The 23,940-nt window shown below is 68.7% G+C and carries 23 protein-coding genes; 4 read left to right on the top strand and 19 right to left on the bottom strand.

From position 1 onward, the window contains the following. Positions 1 to 16: 16 nt before the first annotated feature. Together ACVOMM_RS01450 and ACVOMM_RS01445 are read right to left on the bottom strand one after the other, a co-directional pair. Positions 17 to 697: a TonB-dependent receptor gene (locus tag ACVOMM_RS01450; protein WP_128988257.1), complete on the bottom strand. Its 681-nt coding sequence runs from the start codon at positions 695 to 697 to the stop codon at positions 17 to 19. A 148-nt stretch (positions 698 to 845) separates the two neighbouring features. Next, positions 846 to 1,310, bottom strand: coding sequence for an Lrp/AsnC family transcriptional regulator (locus ACVOMM_RS01445; RefSeq protein ID WP_481525793.1), 465 nt, complete (start codon positions 1,308 to 1,310; stop codon positions 846 to 848). Between the two features lie 125 nt (positions 1,311 to 1,435). Between ACVOMM_RS01445 and ACVOMM_RS01440 the strand changes: the two genes are divergently transcribed. Beyond that, positions 1,436 to 2,170, top strand: coding sequence for an AzlC family ABC transporter permease (locus tag ACVOMM_RS01440; protein ID WP_065176122.1), 735 nt, complete (start codon positions 1,436 to 1,438; stop codon positions 2,168 to 2,170). Continuing rightward, positions 2,167 to 2,466: an AzlD family protein gene (locus ACVOMM_RS01435; RefSeq protein WP_053516356.1), complete on the top strand. Its 300-nt coding sequence runs from the start codon at positions 2,167 to 2,169 to the stop codon at positions 2,464 to 2,466. The genes ACVOMM_RS01440 and ACVOMM_RS01435 overlap by 4 nt, the downstream gene beginning before the upstream one ends. Before the next feature lie 66 nt (positions 2,467 to 2,532). Here ACVOMM_RS01435 and glgX read toward each other — a convergent pair whose 3' ends face one another. The 7 genes from glgX to glgA are packed head-to-tail and all read right to left on the bottom strand — an operon-like array spanning position 2,533 to position 14,665. Then, on the bottom strand, positions 2,533 to 4,650 hold the full coding sequence (gene glgX / locus ACVOMM_RS01430) for a glycogen debranching protein GlgX (protein ID WP_065176123.1): 2,118 nt from the start codon (positions 4,648 to 4,650) through the stop codon (positions 2,533 to 2,535). Further along, positions 4,637 to 4,807 (bottom strand): DUF2934 domain-containing protein, encoded by a 171-nt coding sequence (locus ACVOMM_RS01425; RefSeq protein ID WP_481525792.1) that lies wholly within the window; start codon positions 4,805 to 4,807, stop codon positions 4,637 to 4,639. The genes glgX and ACVOMM_RS01425 overlap by 14 nt, the downstream gene beginning before the upstream one ends. Continuing rightward, positions 4,776 to 7,349 (bottom strand): malto-oligosyltrehalose synthase, encoded by a 2,574-nt coding sequence (gene treY, locus ACVOMM_RS01420; RefSeq protein WP_481525791.1) that lies wholly within the window; start codon positions 7,347 to 7,349, stop codon positions 4,776 to 4,778. The genes ACVOMM_RS01425 and treY overlap by 32 nt, the downstream gene beginning before the upstream one ends. Then, positions 7,346 to 9,196 carry a 4-alpha-glucanotransferase gene (locus ACVOMM_RS01415; protein WP_481525790.1) on the bottom strand — a complete coding sequence of 617 codons (1,851 nt, stop codon included), beginning with the start codon at positions 9,194 to 9,196 and terminating at the stop codon, positions 7,346 to 7,348. The genes treY and ACVOMM_RS01415 overlap by 4 nt, the downstream gene beginning before the upstream one ends. Continuing rightward, the gene (treZ, locus tag ACVOMM_RS01410; protein WP_128988267.1) at positions 9,193 to 10,911 is read right to left on the bottom strand and encodes a malto-oligosyltrehalose trehalohydrolase; all 1,719 of its coding nucleotides are present in this window, start codon (positions 10,909 to 10,911) and stop codon (positions 9,193 to 9,195) included. The genes ACVOMM_RS01415 and treZ overlap by 4 nt, the downstream gene beginning before the upstream one ends. After that, the gene (locus tag ACVOMM_RS01405; protein ID WP_481525789.1) at positions 10,908 to 13,142 is read right to left on the bottom strand and encodes a 1,4-alpha-glucan branching enzyme; all 2,235 of its coding nucleotides are present in this window, start codon (positions 13,140 to 13,142) and stop codon (positions 10,908 to 10,910) included. Before ACVOMM_RS01405 ends, treZ begins: the two co-directional genes overlap by 4 nt. Further along, positions 13,139 to 14,665 carry a glycogen synthase GlgA gene (gene glgA, locus ACVOMM_RS01400; RefSeq protein WP_081284459.1) on the bottom strand — a complete coding sequence of 509 codons (1,527 nt, stop codon included), beginning with the start codon at positions 14,663 to 14,665 and terminating at the stop codon, positions 13,139 to 13,141. The genes ACVOMM_RS01405 and glgA overlap by 4 nt, the downstream gene beginning before the upstream one ends. A gap of 432 nt (positions 14,666 to 15,097) precedes the next feature. On the opposite strand from glgA, the gene ACVOMM_RS01395 reads away from it, so the two are divergent. Continuing rightward, the gene (locus ACVOMM_RS01395; protein ID WP_053519756.1) at positions 15,098 to 15,526 is read left to right on the top strand and encodes a PAS domain-containing protein; all 429 of its coding nucleotides are present in this window, start codon (positions 15,098 to 15,100) and stop codon (positions 15,524 to 15,526) included. Then, positions 15,523 to 17,055, top strand: a complete 1,533-nt coding sequence (locus ACVOMM_RS01390) for a flavodoxin domain-containing protein (RefSeq protein ID WP_481525788.1) — start codon at positions 15,523 to 15,525, stop codon at positions 17,053 to 17,055. Before ACVOMM_RS01395 ends, ACVOMM_RS01390 begins: the two co-directional genes overlap by 4 nt. Positions 17,056 to 17,100: 45 nt before the next feature. On the opposite strand, the gene ACVOMM_RS01385 is transcribed toward ACVOMM_RS01390, so the two are convergent. From ACVOMM_RS01385 to moaCB, 10 genes are read right to left on the bottom strand one after another with little or no spacing between them, the layout of a single operon-like run. After that, positions 17,101 to 17,769 carry a sulfate/molybdate ABC transporter ATP-binding protein gene (locus ACVOMM_RS01385; protein WP_128988275.1) on the bottom strand — a complete coding sequence of 223 codons (669 nt, stop codon included), beginning with the start codon at positions 17,767 to 17,769 and terminating at the stop codon, positions 17,101 to 17,103. Next, positions 17,759 to 18,442 carry a molybdate ABC transporter permease subunit gene (gene modB, locus ACVOMM_RS01380; protein WP_065176130.1) on the bottom strand — a complete coding sequence of 228 codons (684 nt, stop codon included), beginning with the start codon at positions 18,440 to 18,442 and terminating at the stop codon, positions 17,759 to 17,761. The genes ACVOMM_RS01385 and modB overlap by 11 nt, the downstream gene beginning before the upstream one ends. A 3-nt stretch (positions 18,443 to 18,445) precedes the next feature. Beyond that, positions 18,446 to 19,189, bottom strand: coding sequence for a molybdate ABC transporter substrate-binding protein (modA, locus tag ACVOMM_RS01375; RefSeq protein WP_481525787.1), 744 nt, complete (start codon positions 19,187 to 19,189; stop codon positions 18,446 to 18,448). Between the two features lie 19 nt (positions 19,190 to 19,208). Further along, the gene (locus ACVOMM_RS01370; protein WP_053519761.1) at positions 19,209 to 19,985 is read right to left on the bottom strand and encodes a helix-turn-helix domain-containing protein; all 777 of its coding nucleotides are present in this window, start codon (positions 19,983 to 19,985) and stop codon (positions 19,209 to 19,211) included. Positions 19,986 to 20,040: 55 nt separating this feature from the next. Then, entirely contained in the window at positions 20,041 to 20,406 is a 366-nt protein-coding gene (locus tag ACVOMM_RS01365; RefSeq protein WP_481525786.1) for a hypothetical protein, read from the bottom strand. Continuing rightward, positions 20,403 to 20,960, bottom strand: a complete 558-nt coding sequence (mobA, locus tag ACVOMM_RS01360; protein ID WP_481525785.1) for a molybdenum cofactor guanylyltransferase — start codon at positions 20,958 to 20,960, stop codon at positions 20,403 to 20,405. The genes ACVOMM_RS01365 and mobA overlap by 4 nt, the downstream gene beginning before the upstream one ends. Continuing rightward, a complete protein-coding gene (locus ACVOMM_RS01355; RefSeq protein ID WP_065183010.1) occupies positions 20,932 to 21,426 on the bottom strand; it encodes a molybdenum cofactor biosynthesis protein MoaE in 495 nt (164 codons plus the stop codon). The genes mobA and ACVOMM_RS01355 overlap by 29 nt, the downstream gene beginning before the upstream one ends. 3 nt (positions 21,427 to 21,429) lie before the next feature. Beyond that, positions 21,430 to 21,690 carry a MoaD/ThiS family protein gene (locus tag ACVOMM_RS01350; RefSeq protein ID WP_053519765.1) on the bottom strand — a complete coding sequence of 87 codons (261 nt, stop codon included), beginning with the start codon at positions 21,688 to 21,690 and terminating at the stop codon, positions 21,430 to 21,432. Beyond that, positions 21,687 to 22,943 (bottom strand): molybdopterin molybdotransferase MoeA, encoded by a 1,257-nt coding sequence (locus ACVOMM_RS01345; protein ID WP_481525784.1) that lies wholly within the window; start codon positions 22,941 to 22,943, stop codon positions 21,687 to 21,689. Before ACVOMM_RS01345 ends, ACVOMM_RS01350 begins: the two co-directional genes overlap by 4 nt. After that, a complete protein-coding gene (gene moaCB, locus ACVOMM_RS01340; RefSeq protein WP_481525783.1) occupies positions 22,940 to 23,938 on the bottom strand; it encodes a bifunctional molybdenum cofactor biosynthesis protein MoaC/MoaB in 999 nt (332 codons plus the stop codon). The genes ACVOMM_RS01345 and moaCB overlap by 4 nt, the downstream gene beginning before the upstream one ends. Positions 23,939 to 23,940: the final 2 nt, after the last annotated feature.

Raw genomic sequence — 23,940 nt, 5'->3', positions numbered from 1 at the left:
GTTCGAATCCTTGAAATCATGGAAGGGGCTGCCGTCGGCCACAGTCGTGGTCGGCACGGGAGGGCTGGATCTGCAGCGTCACCGGCTGCGGCAACGCGGCGGCGTCGATGGACGGCGCCAGCCTGCCGATGGCAAGCAACAGGCGCCGATCGCGCCGGGCGTCGCCGCTGCCGACGAGCAGTTCGGCATCGTCGACATGGCCCTCGGCGGTGATGCGGAAACGCAGCGTCGCCGCGTAGCGGCCCGGTGCGAGCAGGGGGTCGTCACAGAACGCGTCGCGCAGCCGCTGCTGCAGCCCTCCAAAACGACGGCTGCGCTCGGATTCCGGCAGCAGGCCGACGGGACCGGCTGCGCGTTCGGGTTGCGCGCCCAGCCGAAGCACCACGCGCTGCGCGCCGATCACCTCGGCTTCGACGCCGGTCTCCTGCAGCAGGGTCTGCAGCGCCTGCAGCGGCGGCAGGCTGGCGTGCAGCGGGTAACTGCGCCGACCGGCAGCGAGTTCGCCGGCGTACATCACCGACCACCCGCTGCTGACGCTGAAGCGCTCCACTGCCTGCTCCAGCGGCTGCGCCGGAATGTCGTAGGCACGGACGTCGTCCTCGGCCGTGGCGACGAAGGCCAGCAGCAGCCACGCAGCGATGGCCACTCTCCATGTTCTGACCGCGTGGCGTCCATCCAGCCCCCTGACGTTGAACACATGACCCTCGGCAGCGACCGCAGCTGTGACGGAGGCAGGCGGCACGACCGGGAGGTCGCCCGCGCGCGACCGGCAAGCGGGGTCAGACCCTACCGGGGGCAGATGTCATTGCGATGACCACCGCACCGGCGACCGGCGCGGCACGGCCTCAGAGCGGCAGCCGGGTGGTCTGCTTGATCCGCTGCATCGGGATCTCGGTCTTGGTGTTCTGCACCCCGGCGATCCTGTTCAGATGCCGGATCTGGAACTGGCGATACGCGTCCAGGTCGGCCACGGCCACCCGCAGCAGAAAATCGCAGTCGCCCGCCATCAGATGACATTCAAGCACTTCCGGCAGGGACTTGATGCTGTTTATGAAGTGGTTGGTGGTGTCCTCGTCCTGCCCACGCAGCCAGACCCGCACGAATACGGTGAAGCCCCGTCCAACCTTGGTCTCGTTCAGCAGCGCCACGTAGCGGTCGATGTAGCCGCCCTCCTCCAGCAGGCGGACCCGGCGCAGGCAGGCCGACGGCGAAAGACTGACCTGCCTGGCCAGCTCCAGGTTCTGCAGACGACCATCGACCTGCAGCGCCTCGAGAATCCGGCGATCAAGGTTATCGAGTTGAGATTGCATTGGATTTCAGCCTTATGACCATCTGCCGCATCAGATGCGCAACATTCTCAATTGAATGGCATCAACGCAACCCGATTTCGTGCCGTCGCCGCTAGGATGAAGCCCCCCTCACTCGCTTCCGCTACATGGACGCCCAACCCTCCCTCCTTCCGCCTGACGCCCCCTGCCACGTCACGCCCCGCGCCGAGTTCCTGCGCGGCCTGCGCGCTGCCGTGCCGGTGATGATCGGCTTCGTTCCCTTCGCCCTGGTGCTCGGTGCACAGGCTGCGCAGAAGGGCCTGTCGGCGCTTGAAGTACCGCTCATGACCGGGCTCAACTTCGCCGGCGGCTCGGAGTTCGCCGCCATCGAGCTGTGGACGTCACCTCCGCACATCGCGCTCATCGTAGCGATCACCGCGCTGGTCAACAGTCGCCATCTGTTGATGGGGGCCAGCCTGGCACCGCTGCTGCAGCACCTGCCACGCCGTCGTACGCTGCCGGCGTTGTTCTTCATGTGCGACGAAAGCTGGGCCCTGGGTGTCGCCGACGCGCGGCGGCGCATGCACGGTTTCAGCCTCGCCTACTACCTGGGCACCTCGGCCGGCCTGTATGGGGTCTGGGTGACCTGCACGACGCTGGGGGCGATCGCCGGCCCGCTGCTGGGCGACATCCATGCCTATGGATTCGACATGGCCTTCCCCGCGGTGTTCCTGGTACTGCTGCGTGGCATGTGGCAGGGCCTGCGCGCAGCGCGGCCCTGGCTGGTCAGCCTGCTGGTGGCCGCAGGCACCCATCTGCTGGTTCCGGGCGCCTGGTACGTCGCCAGCGGTGCGCTGGCCGGGCTGGTGGCCGCCTGGCTGCTGGCGGAGGACGCGGCATGATCCAGTGGAGCTCGCTGCTCACCATCGTGCTGATGGCAGCCGTTACCTACCTCACCCGCATCATCGGCTTCCTGGCCCTGCGCAACCGCACCCTCGGCAAGCGTGCGGTGACGGTCATGGAGGCCGCGCCGGGCTGCGTGCTGATCTCGGTGATCGCCCCGGATTTCGTTGCCGACAAGCCCGCCGATCTGGCTGCGCTGGCCATCACCCTGCTGGCCGCCACCCGGCTGTCGATGCTGCCGACCGTGCTGATCGGCGTGGTCTCGGCCGGGTTGCTGCGCCATCTGCTGGGCTGATTCACGGCAGGCCGGGCGGGACCCGGCGCTGCCGATCGGTCTTCGCGCCGAGCGGGCGCGCTGCAATCAGGCGCTGCTGGCCGCGAGCAGGCACAGGCTGCGCGGCGGCAGGGTCCAGTCGCCGGTGCCGTCCTGCTCCAGCGGCGCCTCGTCGGTCTGCAGCAGTACGCGCCGGAACGACAGCGCCTGATCCGATACGCGGAACCGCTGCGGCTGGTCTCCGGCATTCAACAGCAGGGCGAGGCTGACATGCCGCCCGGGCTCACGCAGGCCGCTGTCGGGGCTTCGACCGTCCAGCACAATCAGCAGCGCGCGCAGTTCGGGGTCGTGCCAGTCCGCCTCCTCCATGCTGCGGCCGTCCGGATGCCGCCAGTCGATATCGCGCAGGCCCAGCGCTTCATCGTATTCACCGCGCAGGAACCGGTTCCTGCGCAGCAGGCCATAGCGCCGGCGCAGCGATAGTGCACGCCGCACGAATGCCACCTGCGCCTGCGCCGCCGGCTGCGAGGCACGCTCCCAGTCGATCCAGCTCAGCGGGTTGTCCTGGCAGTACGCGTTGTTGTTGCCCTGCTGCGAATGGCCGAACTCGTCGCCGGCCAGCAGCATGGGCGTGCCCTGCGACAGCAGCAGCGTGGCCAGCAGGTTGCGCATCTGCCGTGCACGCAACGAGAGGATCGCCGGATCATCGGTGTCGCCCTCCACACCGTGGTTGCTGGAAAGATTGTGCGAATGGCCATCGCGGTTGTCCTCGCCGTTGGCCTCGTTGTGGCGGTCGTTGTAGCTCACCAGATCGTGCAGGGTGAACCCGTCGTGTGCCGTTACCAGGTTGATGCTGGCCGACGGCCGCCTGCCGTGGTGTTCGAACAGGTCGGCCGAGCCGGTGAAACGGGTGGCGAACTCCGGCAGCTGCCCGCCATCGCCACGCCACAGCGCGCGCACTGTATCGCGGAAGCGGTCGTTCCATTCCGCCCAACCCGGCGGGAACTGGCCCAGCTGGTAGCCGCCCGGGCCGATGTCCCAGGGCTCGGCGATCAGCTTCACCTGGCTCAGGATCGGGTCCTGGCGTACCGCATCGAGGAAGCTGCCCGAGGCGTCGAAGCCATGGCGCTCACGGCCAAGAATGGTCGCCAGGTCGAAGCGGAAACCGTCTACCCGCATCTCGGTCACCCAGTAGCGCAGCGAGTCCATCACCATGCGCAGCGCGCCGGCATTGGTCAGGTCGAACGTGTTGCCGGTGCCGGTGTCGTTGATGTAATAGCGGCGATCATCGGCCAATCGGTAGTAGCTGGCATTGTCGATGCCCTTGAACGACAGCGTGGGGCCCAGCTCGTTGCCCTCGGCGGTGTGGTTGTAGACCACGTCCAGGATCACTTCGATGCCGGCATTGTGCAGCCGCGCGACCATCTGCTTAAACTCGGCCACGGTGCCCATCGACAGGTAACGCGGTTGCGGGGCGAAGAAGCCGATGGTGTTGTACCCCCAGTAGTTGCGCAGCCCACGCTCGAGCAGCTGCTGGTCGTCCACGTAGGCGTGCACGGGCAGCAGCTCGATGGCGGTCACACCCAGATGGCTCAGGTGGTCCACCACCGCATCATGCCGCAGTGCAGAGAAGGTGCCGCGCTCGGCCTGCGGGACATCAGGATGCTGCATGGTCAAGCCGCGCACGTGCGCTTCGTAGATCACGGTCCTGTCCCAGGCCGTTTCGGGTGCACGCTCGACACCCCAGCTGAACGCCGGATCGATCACGGCGCAGCGTGGCATGTAGCTGGCGCTGTCGCGGCGGTCGAAACTGAGATCGCCATCGCGATGGCCCAGGGTGTAGCCGAACAGGTGGGGCGCCCACTTCAGCTCGCCGACGATCTGCTTGGCGTAAGGGTCCAGCAGCAGCTTGTTGGGATTGAAGCGATGCCCTTCCTCCGGCGCATACGGACCGTGCACCCGGTAACCGTAGCGCTGCCCGGGCCTTACATCGGGCAGGTAGCCGTGCCAGATCTCATTGGTGTACTCGGGCAGCGCGATGCGCTCCACCTCGCGGTTGCGCGCGTCGAACAGGCAGAGTTCGACCCGGGTGGCATGCCGCGAGTACAGCGCGAAGTTCACGCCCAGCCCGTCCCAGGTTGCACCCAGCGGGAACGGCCGGCCTTCGCGCACGCGCGAGGTCTGTGCCCACTTACGGCTCGCCATCGCAGTCCTCCTCGCCACGCGCCGCGGCAATCTCGGCCTCCACCAGCCGCTCGGCCATGTGCCAGTGCCGCTGCTGCTGGTCGTCCGGGCGCCCTTCCGCTTCCCATATCTGGTGGGCCAAAGCCTCAATCCGCTGCCGTCGTTCCCTGCTGTCCATCCCTACCCGTCTCCTCGTTGATCCATACCGCCAGCGGGCTGCCAGCCAGAAGCCGTGCTGCATCCGCGGTTTCATTGAAATGTTCGATGCGTCCGTCCAGGAGGTTGCGCATGCGTCCTGCCGGAAGCCCGCGCAGCGTTGGGCCGGTGGCGACGCCACGCGCAACGTTCAGGCCGGGCCCGGGCACGGCGACGGGCGAGCCGCGCTGCACGATCACCAGCAGCACCTGCATCTGGTGCCTGCGCACGAACGCCAGCCAGGGCGAGCGCGCAGGCGCGGACAGCGGCTGCAGCTCGCCGTACAGGAAAAGGTGCGGGTGCCTGCGGCGGCAATCCAGCAGCTGCCGCAGCAGGAATGCCTTGATGCCGCCGTCCCGCCAGTCCTGCAGCAGCGCGGGCCAGGAGCGCGTGTCCCGCAGCCATGCCTGCCGCGCCGGATAGTCCACGGCCCGGCGGTTGTCCGGGTCCACCAGGCTCAGGTCCCAGCCTTCGCCGCCTTGATAGAGGTCAGGCACACCGGGCAGGCAGTGCTGCAGGCACAGCTGTGCCAATCCATTGCAGGCGCCCGCCGGCGCGATGCGGGCCACGAAGGTCGCCAGCGCCTCGCGCACCGGCAGCAAGGGTGCTCCCTCCAGCAGCGCGTGCAGCCACTGCGCAGCGGCGTCCTCCACTGCCACATCGGGATCGGACCAGTTGCTGATCCGTTTGCCCTCGCGCAGGGCCTTGGTCAGCCAGTCCGCCATCCTCGATGCGAAGTCGGCACCGGGGGCGCCCTGCATCGGCCACGCCGCCACCAGCGCCTGCCACAGCGCATACGCTTCGGCGCCCGGCAACGGCAGCGGCATGCCGGCCTTGGCGGCCATCCGGCTCCAGCGCCGTGCAGCATCCCGCCACTCCGCCGTGCAGGTGCTGAGCACCGCCAGCCGCGCCCGGCTGTCGCTGCCCCGCTTGTGATCGTGGGTCGCCAGCGCAAGCAGTGCCTCGGGATGGCGTCGCAGGCGCCGCGCTGCATGCTGCAGCAGCTCGCGTCCCTGCATGCCCAGCCGCTGCGGATCACTGCCGACTTCGTTGCGTGAGAGCAGTCTGAAGTAACGATAGAAGCCGGTATCCTCCACCGACTTGGCGTTCAACGGCGCGGCCAGCTGCCCGAATCGCACGCGCAGCTCGCTTTCAGCCGGTGGCTGGCCGGGAAGTGCCTGCAGCAGCAGGTCCAGTGCCGCCCGTCCGGCACCGTCCAGCGCGGCTCGCGCGGCGGCAGCAGCGGCGACCAATGCCTTCCGCTCACCCGCGTCACGCAGCGAATACGGGCGATAGGTGCGGTAGTGCCGCAGCAGCGCGGCCAGCGCGCGCGCCAGGGCGGCCGTACCGATGTCGGCCTCGGCCAGCCGGGGCTGCAGAACCTGCTGCGCATTGCGCAGCAGGCGCTGGAAGTCGGTGTGAAGCGACTGGCGCAGCAGCATCCCGCGCGCGTCCTGCTGTATCTGGTCAAAGTCGCGCGTGTCGCCGCTCGCCGCCTTCCAGGCGCGTGAGAGCGCGGGCGCCGCTGCCGGATCGTGCAGCCACGCGCCAGCCTGGTCCATGAAGTCATAGCCGGTGGTCCCGTCGCAGGCCCACCCCTCGGGCAGCTGCTCGCCCTCGGCCAGTATCTTCTCGACGTGCAGAGTCACCGCCTCCGGATCACGGCTCCCGGCCGCGCAGGCAGCGTTGATCGCTTCGCGCAGGCGCTGCAGATAGGTGCCGGGCGACGACAGGCCGTCCACATGGTCGATGCGCAGGCCATCCACCCAGCCCTCACGCACCAGCCGCAGCGGCAGCGCATGCACCGCTTCGAACACCTCGTCGCGCTCCACCCGCAGCGCGGCCAGTTCGTTGATATCGAAGAAGCGCCGGTAGTTCACCTGATCGCCTGCCGTGCGCCACCACGCCAGCCGGTAGTGCTGCCGCTGCAGCAGTGCCTGCAACCGCTCGACGCTGCGGTTGCAGCGTTCGGCCCACGCCGGCCACTGCGCGGCGTCCAGGGGATGACTGCGCGGCGACAACGGCAGGACCAGCCCATGATGGCGCAACCCTGGCCGCTCATCGTCCACCCCCACCCGCAGTACGCCGTCGCGCACGGCATCGTGCAGTGGCCGGTCCAGCACCGGCAACCATAGCCGGCCTTCGCAGCCCGGCGCCTCCCAGTCGATGTCGAACCAGCCCGCGTGGCGGCTTCGACGCCCGTGCATCAGCACATCGCTCCACCAGTGGCTGTGCGGGGATGCCGCCAGATGGTTGGGCACGATGTCCAGGATCAGACCCAGGCCGTGTGAGCGCGCCGCGGTGGCCAGCTGGCGGAAGGCCGCTTCGCCGCCCAGCTGCGGATTGATGCTGGCCGGGTCGATGCCATCGTAGCCATGTGTGGACCCCGGCACCGCAACCGCGATCGGCGACAGGTAAAGGTGACTGACGCCCAGTGCGGCGTAATACGGCACCTGCGCTGCGGCCGCCTCCAGGTCGAAGCCTGCATGCACCTGCAGGCGCGCGGTGGCACGCAACCTCGTCATCGCCCTGCCCTGCGGCGCGTGCTGCTCAGGCGCGCCAGGCGCGCATCGGCGGCGGCACCGTCCCACGCCAGCGGCAACCGCCGTCGCCAGTTCGGATGGCCGCTGACGGTGCCTGGCAGGTTCACCTGCGCACGGCTGCCCAGCACATCTTCCAATGGCAGCAGCGCCAGCCGCGACGCTGCATGGGCAACCAGTGACAGCGCTCCGTCCTCCACGGTCGCGCCGTCACCACCGCAGACCGTGGCCAGCGCCTGCACGTCCCGCGCGCGCGCGCGCAGTGCTGCCGGCAGGTCCTCCAGCTCACCCAGGCGGGCACGCCAGCGCAGGTCGCGCCCGCGCAGCCAGCCGGCCAGTGGTGGCAGGTCATGGGTGGACGGCATGGCCGCCGCATCGCGGCGCCACCGCGGCGGCGGCAGGAAGCGCTCGCCGTTGCGGGCGAACTGCAGCACCTCGATACCCAGGATGCCCCGGGCTGCCAGCCGCTGGCGGATGCCCGGCGGCACCACCCCCAGGTCTTCACCGATCAGCACGCAGCGATGCCGCCACGATTCCAGCACCAGCAGATTGATCAGGTCATCGAATGGATAGCGCAGGTACACGCCCTGCCCGGCGCCAGCGCCAGCGCCGTGAGGCAACACCCACAGCCGCTGCAGGCCGAGGATGTGGTCGATGCGCAGGCCGCCGCGACCGGCCATCACGGCGCGCAGTACGCGGATGAACGGTGCAAAGCCCTCGCGGTGCAACGCCAACGGTGACCAGCTGGTGATGCCCCAGGCCTGGCCGAGCGGATTGAACGCATCCGGCGGCGCACCCAGTTCAAGCCCCTGCAGCAGATCGGCGCCACCGGTACGAGCCTCGACGCCCTGCGGCGCACAGCCCACGGCCAGATCGGCAATCAATCCGATCGACGCGCCATCACTGCGCAGCGCCGCGTGCACCTGCACCCAGCCCTGCTGCGCCAGCCACTGCGCAAATGCATGGTCGTCGGCGCTCCCGGTGATCCCGTCGGCGGCGTGCTGGCAATAGTGCAGCAGCGGTTCGCCCTGCGCATCGCACCAGGTCTCGATCTGCTCGCACTGCGCCGGTGCCTGCTGCCGCAGCCAGTGGCGCACCTGTCGCAGCCAGCGCCACTTCAATGCCGCCGAGTGCGGCCAGTCGATGCGGCGTGCAGCGGTGGCGGCATCAATTGCCATCGCCAGTGCCTCGTCCTGGCGCAGCACGCTGTCGGCAGCCTCCGGCAGCACCTGCGGAAGAGATACCTGCAGCGGATCGAGCCAGCGCCGGTCACTGGGCGAATAGGGGCTGTAGCCCGGGCCGGGTGGCAAGCCGGCGTGCAGCGGACTCAATGCCAGTGCATCGCCTCCATGCCGATGCAGCAGCTCACGCCACCGTGTGCAGCCGGCGCTGTCACCGATGCCTGCATCGCCGCGGGCGCGCAGACTGTAGACCTGCGCCGACAGACCCCAACCGCGCAGCATGCGCGGTGGCCACCAGGCTCGCGGCGGCGCCACCGCGACCGCCTGTTGCCGCCCGCCCCGGCGCCACTGCCAATAGCCCGGTTGATCCGGAACTCGCCAGCGCCCCTGCGCATCAGGCCGTGCTGGCAGCTCGCGCCCCTGTTCATCCACCCAGCACGCCGCCCCCGTCGCCTCCGGCATTACCAGTACCTGGCCACAGCAGGCGGTGAGCAAGCGGGCGCGCACCGGCGCACCATCGCAGTGCAGCCCTTCCAGCACCGCGCGAAGCACGTCCGGCGCGACTTCGCGCTCGACGCCGGCCACGTCGGTCCAGCGCTCCAGGAGACCTGCCCGGCGTGCGGCGTCCCGAACCGATGTATCCGTCCTCATGCCGCCACCCAGCACGCAACAACACTGCCGCCTGCCGGCAGCACACCGGCAACGTCGGGACCCACAACGCGCTCGCCGGCCGGCACCGCATGCGCCACGGGCCGTGGGCCCACATTGATCGCGATCCACCATTGGCCCGATGGCAGCTGCCAACCCGCCTGCACCGCCCCCTCGCCAAGCACCCGCGCACCCAGCGACCGGGCCTGCAGCAGGCCGGGCTGCAGATAGCGTCTGCGCAGGGCCAAAAACCCGCCTGTGCAACGCAGCCATTGCTGCGACCAGGGATCATCGCCGGGCGGCGGCGTGTACGAGACCTGCAGGGTGGCCGGATCGTTCGGGTCCGGAATACGCGCACGCGAGGCGGCATCGGCGAAGGCACTGAAGCCGGAAAACTCGCGGCGACGTCCCTCGCGCACCGCCTCGTCCAGCGGCGGCGCATAGTCGGTGAAGAACAGGAACGGCGACCGCGCCTGCCACGGTTCCCCCATGAACAGCAGCGGGATCATCGGCGTCAGCAGGGTCAGCGCCAGTGCCGCGCGCAGCCGCGCCGGATCCACCAGCATCGACAGGCGCTCGCCGAAGGCACGGTTGCCCACCTGGTCGTGGTTCTGCGCGAATACAACGAAACGCGCGGGCGACAGGTCACTGCTGGGTTCGCCGCGGGGATGGCCGCCCAGATCAGGTTCACCCTGCCAGGCGAATCCTTCTGCCAGGCACCGGGCCAGCAGCGCGTCGGCGCGACCGGCGTAGGCCGCGTAATAGCCTTCCTGCTCGCCGGTCAGCATCACGTGCAGCGCGTTGTGGAAGTCGTCGTTCCATTGCCCCTGATAGGCACCGCGCAGCCACCGCGCCTGGTTGCGTTCGTTCTCCAGCACCAGGTGCGCGTGCGGCACCTCCGCGCGCACCTCATCGGCCAGCTGCTGCAGGAAGCGGTCATCGTCGATGGCGTGTACCGCGTCCAGGCGCAGCCCATCGAAGCCATAGTCGCGCAACCACATCAGCGCATTGTCGATGAAGAAGCGCCGCACCCAGGGCTGGCGGAAGTCGATCGCCTCACCCCAGGGGGTGCTGCGATCGTCACGGAAGAACGCCCGCGCGTAGTCACGCAGAGGGTTGCCCTGCGGTCCGAAGTGGTTGTAGACCACATCCAGCAGCACCGACAGTCCGGCATCATGCGCCGCGTCGATGAAAGCCTTCAGCGCTGCCGGCCCGCCGTAGACATGGGCCGGTGCGTAGGGGAACACACCGTCGTAGCCCCAGTTGCGCCGGCCGGGAAACTGCGCAACCGGCATCAGCTCGATGGCGGTGATGCCCGTTGCGGCCAGCATCGGCAGCTGCGCGGTCAGTGCAGCGAGGCCGCCGCCTGCCTCGATGTGCACCTCACAGATGACCAGGTCCTGCCAGGCGGGCCCCTGCCACGTGGCCTGCGCCCTGCCGGTGTCCAGCACCACGGCGCTGTCGCCATCGACGCCGTCCGGCTGCCAGCGCGAGGCCGGATCTGGCACGTCCTGGCCTGAAGGGAGGCGGAACCGGTACCGGTCGCCATGCGATGCCTGTGTCCGCAGCCAGTGGCAACCGTCCGGCTCGCGTTGCATCGGCCGCAGCGCGCCCTGCAGGCACAGCGTCATCGTGTCCGCGTCCGGCGCCCACACACGGAACTCCACCCCCTCACCGGCCGCACGCCAAGCGCCCAGACGCGGGGACGCTGTGGTCATGCATCAACCTGCAGGTACAGCGTGGACAGCGGCGGCAGGGTCAGCCGCAGCGACTGGGCGTGGCCATGCATCGGCCTTGGCTCGGTCTGCACCGCTCCGAGGTTGCCCGCATTGCCGCCGTTGTAATGCGCGCTGTCGGTGTTGAGGCGTTCCGTCCAGCGCCCCGGTTGCGGCACGCCAACCCGGTAACCCTCGCGCAGCACCGGGGTGAAGTTGCTCACCACCAGCAGGGTGCGGCCGCTGCCGGCAGGATCCCGGCGGATGAAGGCATACACGCTGTTGCGGCTGTCATCGGCCACGCTCCAGTCGAAACCGCGTTCATCGCGCTCGTCACGATGCAGCGCGGGTTCGGAGCGGAGGACGGCATTGAGGTCGCCCACCAGACGCGACAGGCCCCGGCCCTCACTGCTGGTCGCCTGTTCCCAGTCCAGTGCTGCATCGTGCGACCACTCATGTCCCTGGCCGAACTCGCCGCCCATGAACAGCAGTTTGCTGCCCGGGTGCGCCCACATGAAGCCGTAATACGCACGAAGCTGGGCCAGCCGCTGCGCCGGTTCGCCTGCCATCTTGGCCAGCAGCGCGCCCTTGCCATGCACCACCTCGTCATGCGACAGCGGAAGCACGAAGCGTTCGGAGAAGGCGTAGACCAGGCCGAAGCTGATCTCGCTGTGGTGATGCTGGCGATGGACAGGATCGCGCCCCAGGTACTGCAGGGTGTCGTGCATCCAGCCCATGTTCCATTTGTGGGTGAAGCCAAGCCCGCCCTCCTCCACCGGCGCGGTCACCCCCGGCCACGCGGTGGATTCCTCGGCAATCACCAACACGTCCGGGAAGCGCTCACGCAGGGTCTGGTTCATCCGCCTCAGGAAGGCGACCGCCTGCAGGTTCTCTCGCCCGCCCTGCTCGTTGGGTATCCACTCACCGTCAGCACGGCTGTAATCCCGGTACAGCATGGACGCCACTGCGTCCACGCGCAGTCCGTCAATGTGGAACCGCTCCACCCACTCCAAGGCACTACCGATCAGGTAAGCGGCCACTTCGTTGCGGCCATAGTTGTAGATCAGCGTGTCCCAGTCGGCGTGCACCCCTTCGCGCGGGTCGGCATGCTCGTACAACGCGGTTCCGTCGAAACCGGCCAGGCCATGCGCGTCGTTGGGGAAGTGTGCGCTCACCCAGTCCACGATCACCCCCACTCCGGCCTGGTGACAGCGATCCACGAAGCGCGCAAAGGCGTGCGGCGTCCCATGGCGTGCCGTCGGTGCGTAGATCCCCAGCGGCTGATAGCCCCAGGAACCGCCGAAGGGATGCTCGCTGACCGGCAGCAGTTCGATGTGGGTGAAGCCGAGTCCGGCCACGTACGGAATCAGCCGGTCGGCCAGCGCATCCCAGTCCAGCGGTGCGCCATCATCGCCGCGCTGCCAGGAGCCCGCATGTACCTCGTAGATGGACAGCGGCGCGCCGGCGCCCGCTTGGCGCCGGGCCGCCCTCCAACCCTCGTCATGCCACTGCATCGGCGCCGCCGAAGGCACGCGTGAGGCGGTGGCCGGTGGCAGTTCGGCCCAGCGCGCCATCGGGTCGAACTTGTCGGGCATCACCTGGCCATCAGCCCCGACAATGCGGAACTTGTAGCGGGCACCCGCCTGCACGTCGGGCAGGAACAGTTCCCACACGCCAGCCGCATGGCGCAGCCGCATCGGATGGCGTCGGCCATCCCATCCGTTGAAATCGCCGACCACGGCGACCCGCCGCGCATTGGGCGCCCACACCGCGAAGCGCACGCCGGCGATCCCCTGCACCTGCATCGGGACCGCGCCCAGCTGGCGCGCCGCATCGGCATCACCGGCATGGAAGCGTTGCAGCAGCGCCTCGTCCAGCAGCGGGCCGAAGGCATAGGCATCGTGCACCTGCTCCACACCCTGCTCGAAATGCAGGGCAAGCAGCGGCACCGCCGCTTCACCGGCGGCGCCCTCGAACAGGCCGGGCAAGGGGCCCGGGTGCAGATCCCAGCGTCGCCCGTCCTCTCCGATCACCTCGACGCGCTGCGCGTGCGGCACCAGCACGCGCAACCGCCGTTCACCCTCGCGCTGGCGGTGCGGGCCAAGCCAGGCAAATGCATCTGCCGGGCGGGCATGGACGAGGTCCTCCAGCGCCGGCGCGATGCGGTGATCCAGTGCTGTGTCTGCGGTGGTGTCGTCCTCAAGGGCCGCCAGATGCGCGCTGTCGTGGCTCATGCGGCCACCTGGCAGGTCTGCTGGTACAGCGCCAGATAGGCTCGCCCGGCCGCATCCCAGCCGCCCGGCCGCAGCATGGCGGCGCGGCGCATGGCCTGCAGCAGGCCTGGCAGACGGAAGGTGCGCATCGCCCGCTCCACGCAGCGGCGCAGGCCATCGGCATTGGCACCGTGGAACAGGAAACCGGTCACGCCATCCTCGACGGTGTCCACCAGCCCGCCCGTCGCATGCGCGACCGGCAGGCAGCCGAAGCGCTGCGCGTACATCTGGCTGAGCCCGCAGGGTTCAAAACGCGAAGGCATAAGCAGGAAGTCCGCGCCGGCGAACATCTGGCGCGCCAGCGCTTCCTCGAACCCGATGAATGCGCCCACCCGGCCCGGGTAGCGCCGGGCCAGCGCCTGCACCTGTGCTTCCACCTGCGGCTCGCCGCCGCCGATGACCACCAGCTGCCCCCCGGCCGCGACGATCTGTGGCGCCACGTCACAGGTGATGTCCAGGCCCTTCTGGTGCACCAGGCGGGAAACCACCGCGAACAGCGGGCCGGTCGAGGGCGCCAGGCCGAACGCCCTGCGCACCGCATGTGCGTTGGTCGCGCGTCCGGTCCATTCGCCGATGCCGAAGTGCGCCTTTAGGTGGATGTCGCGTCGCGGATCCCAGCTGGCGTCGATGCCGTTGACGATGCCGCTCAGGTGACCGCCGGCGGCGCGCCGGGCCAGCAGGTCATGCAGTCCGCATCCATCATCCGGGGCGGTGATCTGCTGTGCATAGCGCAGGCTGACTGTGTTCAGCCGCGTGGCATTGGTGATGCCGCCCTGCAGGAATGACATCTGTCCGTGGAAGTGCAGTTCATCCAGGTGCGCGGCCGGTACGCCCAGCACCGGCGCAAGCGCATACGGGAACAGGCCCTGGTAAGCCAGGTTGTGGATCGTCAGCAGCGTCGGCACGGCCGTCCGGTCCCAACGCACGTAGGCGGCGGCCATGGCCACCGGCCAGTCATTCAGGTGCAGCAGCTGCGGTGACCAGTCCAGCCCGGCACGCCCGGCCGCAATCTCCGCAGCCGCGTGTGACAGCGTGGCGAAGCGAACCGCGTTGTCCTTCCACTCCTGTCCCTGCCCATCCACGTAGGGCGAGCCTTCCCGCTCATACAGCTCAGGCGAGAGCAGCACGTAGATCGGCAGGCCGTCGGCCTGCACCGCCATGCCGATGGTGCACGCAGGCAGGCCGGCTCTTTGGCTGACCTGCCCCACCGCCCGCAGCTGCGGCAGGCGCTGCAGCACCTCCGGGTAGCCGGGAAGCAGCACGCGCGAATCACACGCGCCGCGCACCGCGCGTGGCAGGGCCGCGGCCACATCGCCCAGGCCTCCCGCCTTGACGAAGTCGGCCATTTCGGTCGCGACAAACAGCACGCGCTGTACCAGTTCCGGCAACTTCAACGGCTGTGAGTGGCCCCGGCGGGTCCCGATTGGTACAGATGCACCGGGAGGCGTCGCAACGGGTGAAGCGGACTGGACGACGCGGGCCATGGCGATGATCTCGGAAGTGTTCAGGCAGACGGACGCCAACGGCGCCCGGACGGGCGCTTAAGCGGAGAGGGAAGTCGACGCAGAACGTGGGGGACGTCAGCGAGAGGCTCAGGAGGACAATAGCCCCGCATGCGATCAATCGGCCGTGAAGCCCTGGCGATTTCTTTGTGACAACGCGTCATGAGCTGAGTACGCATGCCGCGTTCATCACGCCCATCGATGCCTCCCGGACGGGACATCCACCTGGATGCCGTGCGCGCGCTGCCCGTGGCCTGGGTGGTGGCGGTCGGCTGGGTGCCATATGCGACATCCCGTCGCAGGCGGTCCCTGCCTCCCCCTTGACCAATGTCAAACCGACCGCCGGCACGCGGGGGGTATCTCTATGCAGGACCCGAACATGCCGGCGTCTCCGGCAGCCACAAGGACCCTGCAATGCACGACACCCCCGACAACAGCCAGCTCCTGAACGCCCTGCAGAAGGTCATGGTGATCTCCACCACTGACCTGCAGGGCAACATCACCTACGCCAATGATCTGTTCTGCACGCTCACCGGCTTCGCACGTGAAGAACTGATCGGCCAGCCGCACAGCATCGTGCGCCATCCGGATGTGCCCAAGGCCGTCTACAAGGACATGTGGGACACGATCAGGGCCGGCGGCATCTGGACCGGCATCGTGCCGAACCTGGGCAAGGGTGGCGTGCTCTATGTGGTCGACACCACCGTCCAGCCGCTGTTCGACGCCGAAGGCAACATCACCGCGTACATCAGCATCCGCCGTGTGGTGAACGACCTGATGCAGGACTTCGAGCAGGTCGAGTTCAGCAAGGAGAAATTCGACGACTTCTACGAGGCCGCGTGAACACCATCGCTGCCACACCGGTTCGCCGCCTGCTGGTGGGTTTCGCCTCCGAATCGGGCAATGCCCGCGCCCTGGCCCAGCGCCTGGGCGCGGACCCTGGCCTGCAAGCGCTCGCGCCGCAGGTGCTGCCGTTCAACGACATTGACGTTGCCAGCCTGGGCCAGGGGGATGTGCTGCTGGCGATCTCCAGTTCGTTCGGCGACGGCGAGCCGCCCGCCAACGGCGAACGCTTCTTCCAGAGCGTGTGCCAGACCGGGTCGCTGCCCGGCCTGCGCTACGCGGTGTTCGGCCTGGGCGACACCGGCTACCCTCGATTCTGCGGCTTCACCCGAGCGCTGGACGCGGCGCTGAGCGAACGCCAAGCGCAGCCGCTGCTGCGGCGGGTCGACGCCGACCTCGGCTATGAACGGTTCTTCCAGCAGTGGCAGCCGGTGCTCCGCCAGGTGCTCGAGGGCGATGCCGCCGCCGGCCAGGACCTGCACCTGCAGGTTACCGCCTACGGTGACGACAATGCCTTCGCCGCGCCCATCGTCGAGCGCCACCGCGTCAACAGCAGTGATCCGGCCGCGTGGCACCTGCAGCTGGATATTGCCGGCAGCGGCATGGTCTACCGCGCCGGCGACACGGTGCACGTGCTGCCGGACCACGACCCTGCACTGCTGCAGGCCCTTGCCACCTGGTACGGCGACAATGCGGCCATCGCCATGCTGCAGGACCGCGAACTGCGGCTGCTGGGTAGGGGCGTGCTGCGCGAGCTGGCCAGGCTGGGCGACAGCGAGCGGTTGAAGTCGCTGCTGAAGGTCAGCCAGAAGCGCGAGCTGGATGCCTACCTGCACGGTCTGGACGTGCTGGATATCCTGCAGGACCACGCCAGCCCGGACCGCGTGCCGCTGGCCAGGCTGCGCGACATCCTGTCAGCGCGCCTGCCACGGGCCTACTCTATCGCCTCGCATCCCGGCAACGGCCAGCTGAGCCTGTGCATACGCGAAGTGCGCTACACCCTGCGCGGCCGCGAGCGTTCCGGTACCGCCACCGGCAGCCTGCTGCGGGGGGGCAGCCACGCCCGCGTGTACTGCCGCTCCAATCCCGGCTTCCATCTGGCCGACACCGGCAGCGCGCCCCTGCTGCTGATCGGCACCGGCACCGGCATCGCGCCGCTGATCGGCCTGGTGCAGCAGGTGCAGGCCAATGGCTGCGGACGCGAACTGCATCTTGTGTTCGGCGAGAAGCATTGCGAACACGATTACCTGTATCGCGAGCAGCTGCAGGACTGGCATGCGCGCGGCGTGCTCGCCGGCCTGCATCCTGCCTTCTCGCGTGACGGAACCGAAAAGGTGTATGTGCAGCATGTGCTGCGGCAGCGCGCCCGCGAAGTAAGGCAGGTGTTGTCCCGCGGCGGGCACCTGTACCTGTGCGGCAACAAGCGCCACCTGGAAGACGCGGTGCGCGAGGCCGTCGACGCCATTGGCGGCCAGGGGCATTGGGACCTGCTGCGCGGGGAGGGCCGCATTCACTGCGAGCTGTACTGACCCTGCATCGATTCGGCCGGCCGTGGCCCGGCACGAGCGCATGCATCAATCGCCGACGACCCGGCCGTCCGCCATGTGCGCGACCTGCTGGCCGAAGACAACGGCATCCTGAGGATCGTGGCTGATCAGCAGCAGCGGAATGCCGGTACTGTCCAGCACCGCCGCCAGCTCCTCGCGCAGGTGCTGGCGCAGGTCGTGGTCCAGTGCAGCGAACGGCTCGTCCAGCAGCAATGCCTGCGGTTGCGTCACCATGACCCGCGCCAGGGCCGTACGCTGACGCTGGCCGCCGGAGATCTGCGACGGCAGCAGATCCCCCACGTGGTCGATACGGAACGCCTGCAGCCACTGCTCGACGACGTCGAAGCGCTGGCCACGGCGTGGATTGAACCACCCCCGCTGCAGCCCGAACGCCACGTTCTGGCGCACGCTCAGGTGGGGAAACAGCGCGTAGTCCTGGAACACGTACCCCAGGCGACGCCGCTGCGGTGGCAAGTCGACCCGCGCGTGGGAATCGAACAGCACCTGCCCCTGCAGCGTCACATGGCCCTGTCCGGGACGCAGCAGTCCGGCCACGGCCTTGAGCGTCAGGCTTTTGCCTGCCCCGGACGGGCCGAACACCACCACCTGGCGCTGCGTGCACTGCAGCGTGACGTCCAGTTCGAAGACCTGGCCCGCTGCCTGCATCCGGCGCTGCACCTTCAGGTCAAGCCACATCGCGCAGCTCCCTGCGATGCCCGCCCACCAGGCGTGCCGCCAGCAGCAGGATGACGATGCACACTACCGACGTCAGGATCACCAGCGCATTGGCCCTGCCGTCCTGCCCTGCCTGCACCGCCTCGTAGATGGCGATCGACAGCGTCTGCGTACGACCCGGGATGCTGCCGGCCACCATCAGCGTCGCGCCGAACTCACCCATCGCCCGGGCAAACGCCAGCAGGAGGCCGGCGAGAATGCCGCGCCAAGCCAGCGGCAGCGTGATGCGGAAGAACACCGCCGCCTCCGACACGCCGAGCGTGCGCGCGGCCTGCTCCAGCTGCCCGTCCACATCCTCGAACGCCGCGCGTGCCGGCTTGAACACCAGCGGCAGCGAAGCCACTGCCGCGGCGACCACCGCCGCCTGCCAGGTAAAGATCAGGTTGATGCCGAACCACGACTGCAACCACGCGCCGATGGGGCCGTTGCGCCCTATCAGCACCAGCAGGTAATAACCGAGCACCGTCGGCGGCAGCACCATCGGCAGGGTCAGCAGCGAATCCAGCAGTTCGCGGCCGGGGAAGCGCCGACGCGCCAGCAACGCCCCCAATCCAACGCCCAGCACCAGATTGATCGCCGTGGCCCAGCCGGCGACCTTCAGCGACAACCCCAGCGCGCTCCAGTCCAGGTCCATCCGTCAGGGCTTGCCGAACCCATGCCTGGCCAGGATCGCCTGACCTTGTGCCGACCGCACGAAGGTGGCGAAGCGCCTGGCTTCGGCTGGCTGCGTGCTGGCCCGGGTCACCGCCAGCGGATAGGCGATGCGTCCGGACACCGGCACTGCGAAGGCACGACGCACGCGGCCGGCCATGGCCTGTGCGTCGGTGGCGTAGACGAAACCGGCGTCCACTTCGCCCCGCGCCACGTAATCCAACGACTGGCGCACGTTCTGCGTGGTGACGATCCTGCTCTGTACCGACGGCCACAGGCCCGCCGCTTGCAGCGCACCCTTGGCATAGCGGCCGACCGGCACGCTGTCCGGGTTGCCCAGCGCGAGGCGCCGCACGTCGGCACCCGCGAGATCCTTCAGGCTACGTGGCCCGCCCCTGGTCTGCGGCGGCACCACCACCCACAGCGCGTTCACCGCGAACACCTCGCGGGTACCGGCAGCCAGCAGGCCCTGCTGCTGTGCCTGATCCATGGTGACTTCGTCGGCCGAAGCAAACACATCGACCGGTGCGCCCCGGCTGATCTGCTGCAGCAGCACGCCGGAGGCGGCGAAGTTGAAATCGACCCGGGCGCCGGGATGGGCCTTCTCATAGGCGGCACCGAGTTCACGGAAGCTCTCGGTCAGGCTCGACGCCGCCGATACCGTCAGCCCGGCTGCGTACGCCGGCAGCGACGCCAGCATCCCCAGCAACATCAGTCCCGCTCGCATCATCTTCGGCTCCCGGCCAGATTCAGTTCGGATCGGATTCATCGGCCGATGCCAGCAATGCCAGGCGCTCGGGCTGCAACAACAGGATTTCCCGCTGCCTGACCGCGATGATCCCATCATCGCTCAGCCGGCGCAGCACGCGGCTGGCGGTTTCCGGTGCCATCCGCAGGTAATTGGCGATCTCGGTGCGTGCCATCGTCAGGTTGAACCGGGTGGCGGAGAACCCGCGGCGTGCGTAGCGCTCGGACATGTCCAGCAGGAACGCGGCCATCCGCTCTTCGGTGCGATGGTTGGCCGCCAGCAGGGCAACCTTGCCGATCTCCGCACTGAGCAGGCTGAACAGCCGCGCCTGCAGGCCCGGCATGCGGGTGGCCAGCAGGCTCAGCCTGGGGAATGAGATCCGGCACAGGTACACGGTATCCAGCGCCACGGCATTGCAGGGAAAGCGTGCCTCGTGGATCGCGTTCAGGCCGATCACCTCACCGGGCAGACTGAAACCGAGCACCTGCTCGTTGCCCTGGCTGTCATCGACAAACGTCTTGACCATGCCGGCACGCACCGCCGCGATCGAATCGAACGGCTCGCCGGCGCGGAAGATGTAGTCGCCCGCGTGGAACGGGCCGACATGGTCGACCAGCACATGCAGTTCGCCCAGCGCGGCCTTGTCATACCCCTGCGACATGCAGGCATCGGAGAATGCACAGGTACTGCAGAAGTGCAGCGCGTCGCCGTCATCGGCAGCGGCGGGGTTCGGCGTCGCCGCGCCCTGGCGAACCTGGGGGTACGGAGTGGAGAACATCACGAAATGCCTGGATGAAGGCCTTCATCATACGGCAGGCGTGCCACGGCCGGTCTCACGGCGGCGGACGCTGCCCCCGCCGCTGATGGCCGCGCTGGCGCATGCTGTCGCGCACATCCACGTCGAACTGAAGCTGCAACGAACTGTCATCATCCAGCGCGATGGAAAATTCCAGACCCTCACGCGACGGCAGTCGTGCTGCCAGCCCATGCACTGCATCGCGCGGCAGCACCAGCCGGCAGACCGTGCCACCGTCCAGCAGCACCGCCTGGTCGCCCCCATGCAGCGACAACGCGGTTCCCCACCCGCCCGTGCCACCAAACCGGGTCAGGTTCTCCAGCGAGTCACCGGCCAGCAGTGCTGCCAGTTCCTCTTCATCGACACGCAGGCGCATGGATTGCCGCTGCAGCTGGACTTTCATGTTGCGATGGACTCCCAGTCGGCCCCGGTATTGCAGTTGAACAGCAAGGCACGCTCATTCTCAGGCAGCGGCAACGCCGTCGCCGCCAGCCGCTCCTGCAGGGCACGCAGCGAACGCCGCGCCTGTGGATCTTCGATCAAGGTCCGCAGGGCCCGCCGGCAATGATCATCGATCTGCAGACACATCGGCAATGGCTCGCCGGAGAACACGCTGCAGGCGGAAGGCACCCCGTGCAGCCGATGCAGCAGGGCGACGGTCAACCTGGGCATGTCCACCGGCACCACCCACGCAACGGTATCGGGCATGGCCAGAGACACGCTGTAAATCCCGCCCAGCGGGCCGCAGCGCGCGACCTGGTCGGGAATGCCATCGAAGGCCGGATAGTCACCGCTCACCCACACCCGCTGCGCACCGGCCTCGATCAACACGTCACGCATGTGCTCAAGCATGGTGCGCCCGCGCCAGGGCAGCAGCGCCTTGTCGCGGCCCATGCGGCTGGACAGGCCTCCAGCCAGCACGATGCCGTCAATGGCCGTGCTCGTGGTCATGGCCATGTGCGGGCGTGCTGTCCGCATGGCACAGGCTGCAGCCCTCGCTCCAGGCGCTGTCGCCATCCTCATAGTGTTCCTGCTTCCAGATCGGGCACTGGTGCTTCACTGCCTCGATCAGCTGCCGGCACGCGCGGAATGCTTCGTCCCGGTGCGGGCTGCCGGCGGCCACCACCACAGCCACATCGCCGATGCCCAGCCGCCCCCTGGCATGCGCCACATACAGCTTCAGGCGCGGCCCGAACGCCGCCTCCACCTCGGCCGCCAGGCGCTGGATTTCGTTCAGCACCAGCGGCTCGAACAGATCGTAGGTGATGCCCGTGACCACCCGACCGACGTTCACGTCACGTACCTTGCCGATGAACACGTCGATACCGCCGAAACCCGGGTCGGACACCGCGGCGATCCCTTCTGCCGGGTCGATCGCCCCGTGCGCCCGGTCCACCACCTTCGCAATCGGCTTCGCGTCCATCGCTCAGCCCCCGCTCACCGGCGGCAGGATGGCCACGCGGCCATCCTCCGGCAGCACATCGTGATCGCGCAGCACGCGCTGCTGGTCGGCGAAGGCCGAATAGTCCAGCAGGCCGGCACGGAAACCGGGCCAACGCACCGGCAGCAGCTCGCGCAGCGCCTGGCGCAGGTCGGCCACGGTCGCACCCGGCACCTCCAGCGTGATCTCCCGACGGTCATCCAGATCGGAGAACGCACCGAACAACTGCAACGTCACCTGTTTCATTCCCACTCCCTGCCCGTCAGCTGCACCGGGTCGGCGTGGCCCCAGCCCTGTACGCGCACCGCGCTGCCGGCCGGAACCAGATCGCCCTCGTCCTCCAGCACCACCCAGGCGTTGGCCTGCACCATGGACATCAGACGGAACGATTCCTGTCCGGACAGCACCCGCGCACTCAGCTGGCCCTGCTCGTCCAGCTCCACCCGCGCACGGGCGTGGACGCGCAGGCCGGGCGGCTTGCGCACCATCGCCTGCAGGGGAAGCCGCAGCACCGGTTCCTGCGCCAACCCCAGCAGCCGGCGCAGTACAGGCTCGACAAAGAACCGCTGCCCCACTGCCGCCGACACCGGGTTGCCCGGCAGGCCGAAATACAGCGCACCGTCGGGCAGTACCGCAAACAGCAACGGCTTGCCCGGACGGATCGCCACTTTGTGGAACACGATGCGCGCCCCGCGCGCGCGCAGTGCGTCGGGCACGAAGTCGTAACGGCCCGCAGAGACCGCACCGGTACTGATCATTACCCGCGCACCGGCCGCCAGTGCCTGGTCCAGCGCTGCATCGAACGCGGCCACATCATCACCGACGGTGCCCTGCCACACCACCTCAGCTCCGGCCGCGTGCAGCCGCCCGACCAGGTAGGGGCGGTTGCTGTCACGGATCTGCCCGGACGCCAGCGCCTGCGCCGCCTCGCTTACCAGCTCCTTGCCGGTGGCAATCACCGCCACCGCCGGTCGCGACATCACCGCCACCTCGCCAACGCCAAGGGCGTGCAGCAGGGTCCGTGCGTTGATATCCACCCTCTGTCCGGCCCGCAGCACGCACTCGCCTTCGGCTACGTCCTCGCCCCGCAGACGTACGTTCTGGCCCGGCCTGACCACGCTCTTCAGCGCGATCCGGGTCGGACGGCCCGCTTCGCTGGCGAGGATCTGCACGTTCTCGATCGGTACCACCGTGTCCAGGCCACCCGGCATGCGCGCGCCGGTCATGATCTCCCAGGCGCCCTCGCCGCCTTCGGCATCGCCATCACCCGCCGCCTGCCAGCCCTGCACCGTGAATTCGGTACCGGACTCCAACGCCGCCCCGTTGGCGCGCAGCGCAAAACCGTCCATCGCCGAATTGTCGAACGGCGGCAATGCCTGCGCGCTGTGGATGTCACTGGCCAGGGTGCGGCCTGCGGCCTCCTGCAGGGGCAGACGCTCGGCGGGAAGCGGCGTGGCCGCCCCCAGCAGGTGCTGCAGTGCTTCACTGTAGAGAATCACGCGTGGTCACCACCCTCGACCATCACCAGGGCGTGGCCCAGCACCGGCGCCAGGATGTCCAGGCACTGCGCTGCCGCCTTCGGGCTGCCGGGCAGCGCGAACACCAGCATGCTGCCCAGTTGCACCACCTCGGCGCGGCTCAGCCAGGCCATCGGCGTGTGCTGCGCGCTCAGCGCCCGGACCATCTGCGCCAGGCCATGCACCGGCCGCGCGTTCAACGAACGCAGCGCCTCCGGGGTGAGGTCGCGCGGGCCCAGGCCGGTACCGCCGGTGCACAGGCACAGGCGCACGCCGTCGGCGGCCAATGCCTGCAGGCGATCCGCCAACGGCTCGATGCCATCGGGCAGCACGTCGGCAGCCACCACCTCGCCGCCCAGCTTGTTCAGGCCGGCCACCAGGGTCGGGCCAGAAACATCCTCATAAGTGCCTGCGCTGGCACGGTCGCTCAGCGTGATCACCGCGCAGGCCGCACCTTGCAGGCCCTTCGGCGCACGCGGTCTGAAGCGCGCGCGCTCGGCATCATCCATGCCATCAGGATGCAGCCACAGGCCGCGCTTGCCGCCCTCCTTGAACAGCAGGCGGATACCTTCGATGCGCAGCGCCGGTTCCACCGGCTTGCTCAGGTCGTACAGGGTCAGCAGCGCCGCGTTGACGCCGGCCAGCGCTTCCATTTCCACACCGGTACGCGCCTCGCTGGCACACTCGCACCAGACCCGGATGGCGTGCCGTTCCGGCACCGGCGCGCAGAACACCTGCACCAGCTCCAGCGGCAGCGGATGGCACAGTGGCATCAGCATCGACGCCATCTTCGCCCCCTGCAGGCCGGCGATCTCGGCCATGACCAGCGCATCGCCCTTCGGCAGGCGACGCTCGACGATCAACGGGTACGCCAGCGGACCGGCATGCAGCTCGCCCACCGCCACCGCCCGCCGGCGACTGATGCGCTTGTTGCGGACATCGGCCATATGGAATGCCGCGTTCAGTTCCCCACTCATCG

This window comes from Stenotrophomonas sp. STEN009, from assembly GCF_056760395.1.
This window is presented reverse-complemented; position numbering and strand designations above follow the sequence as displayed.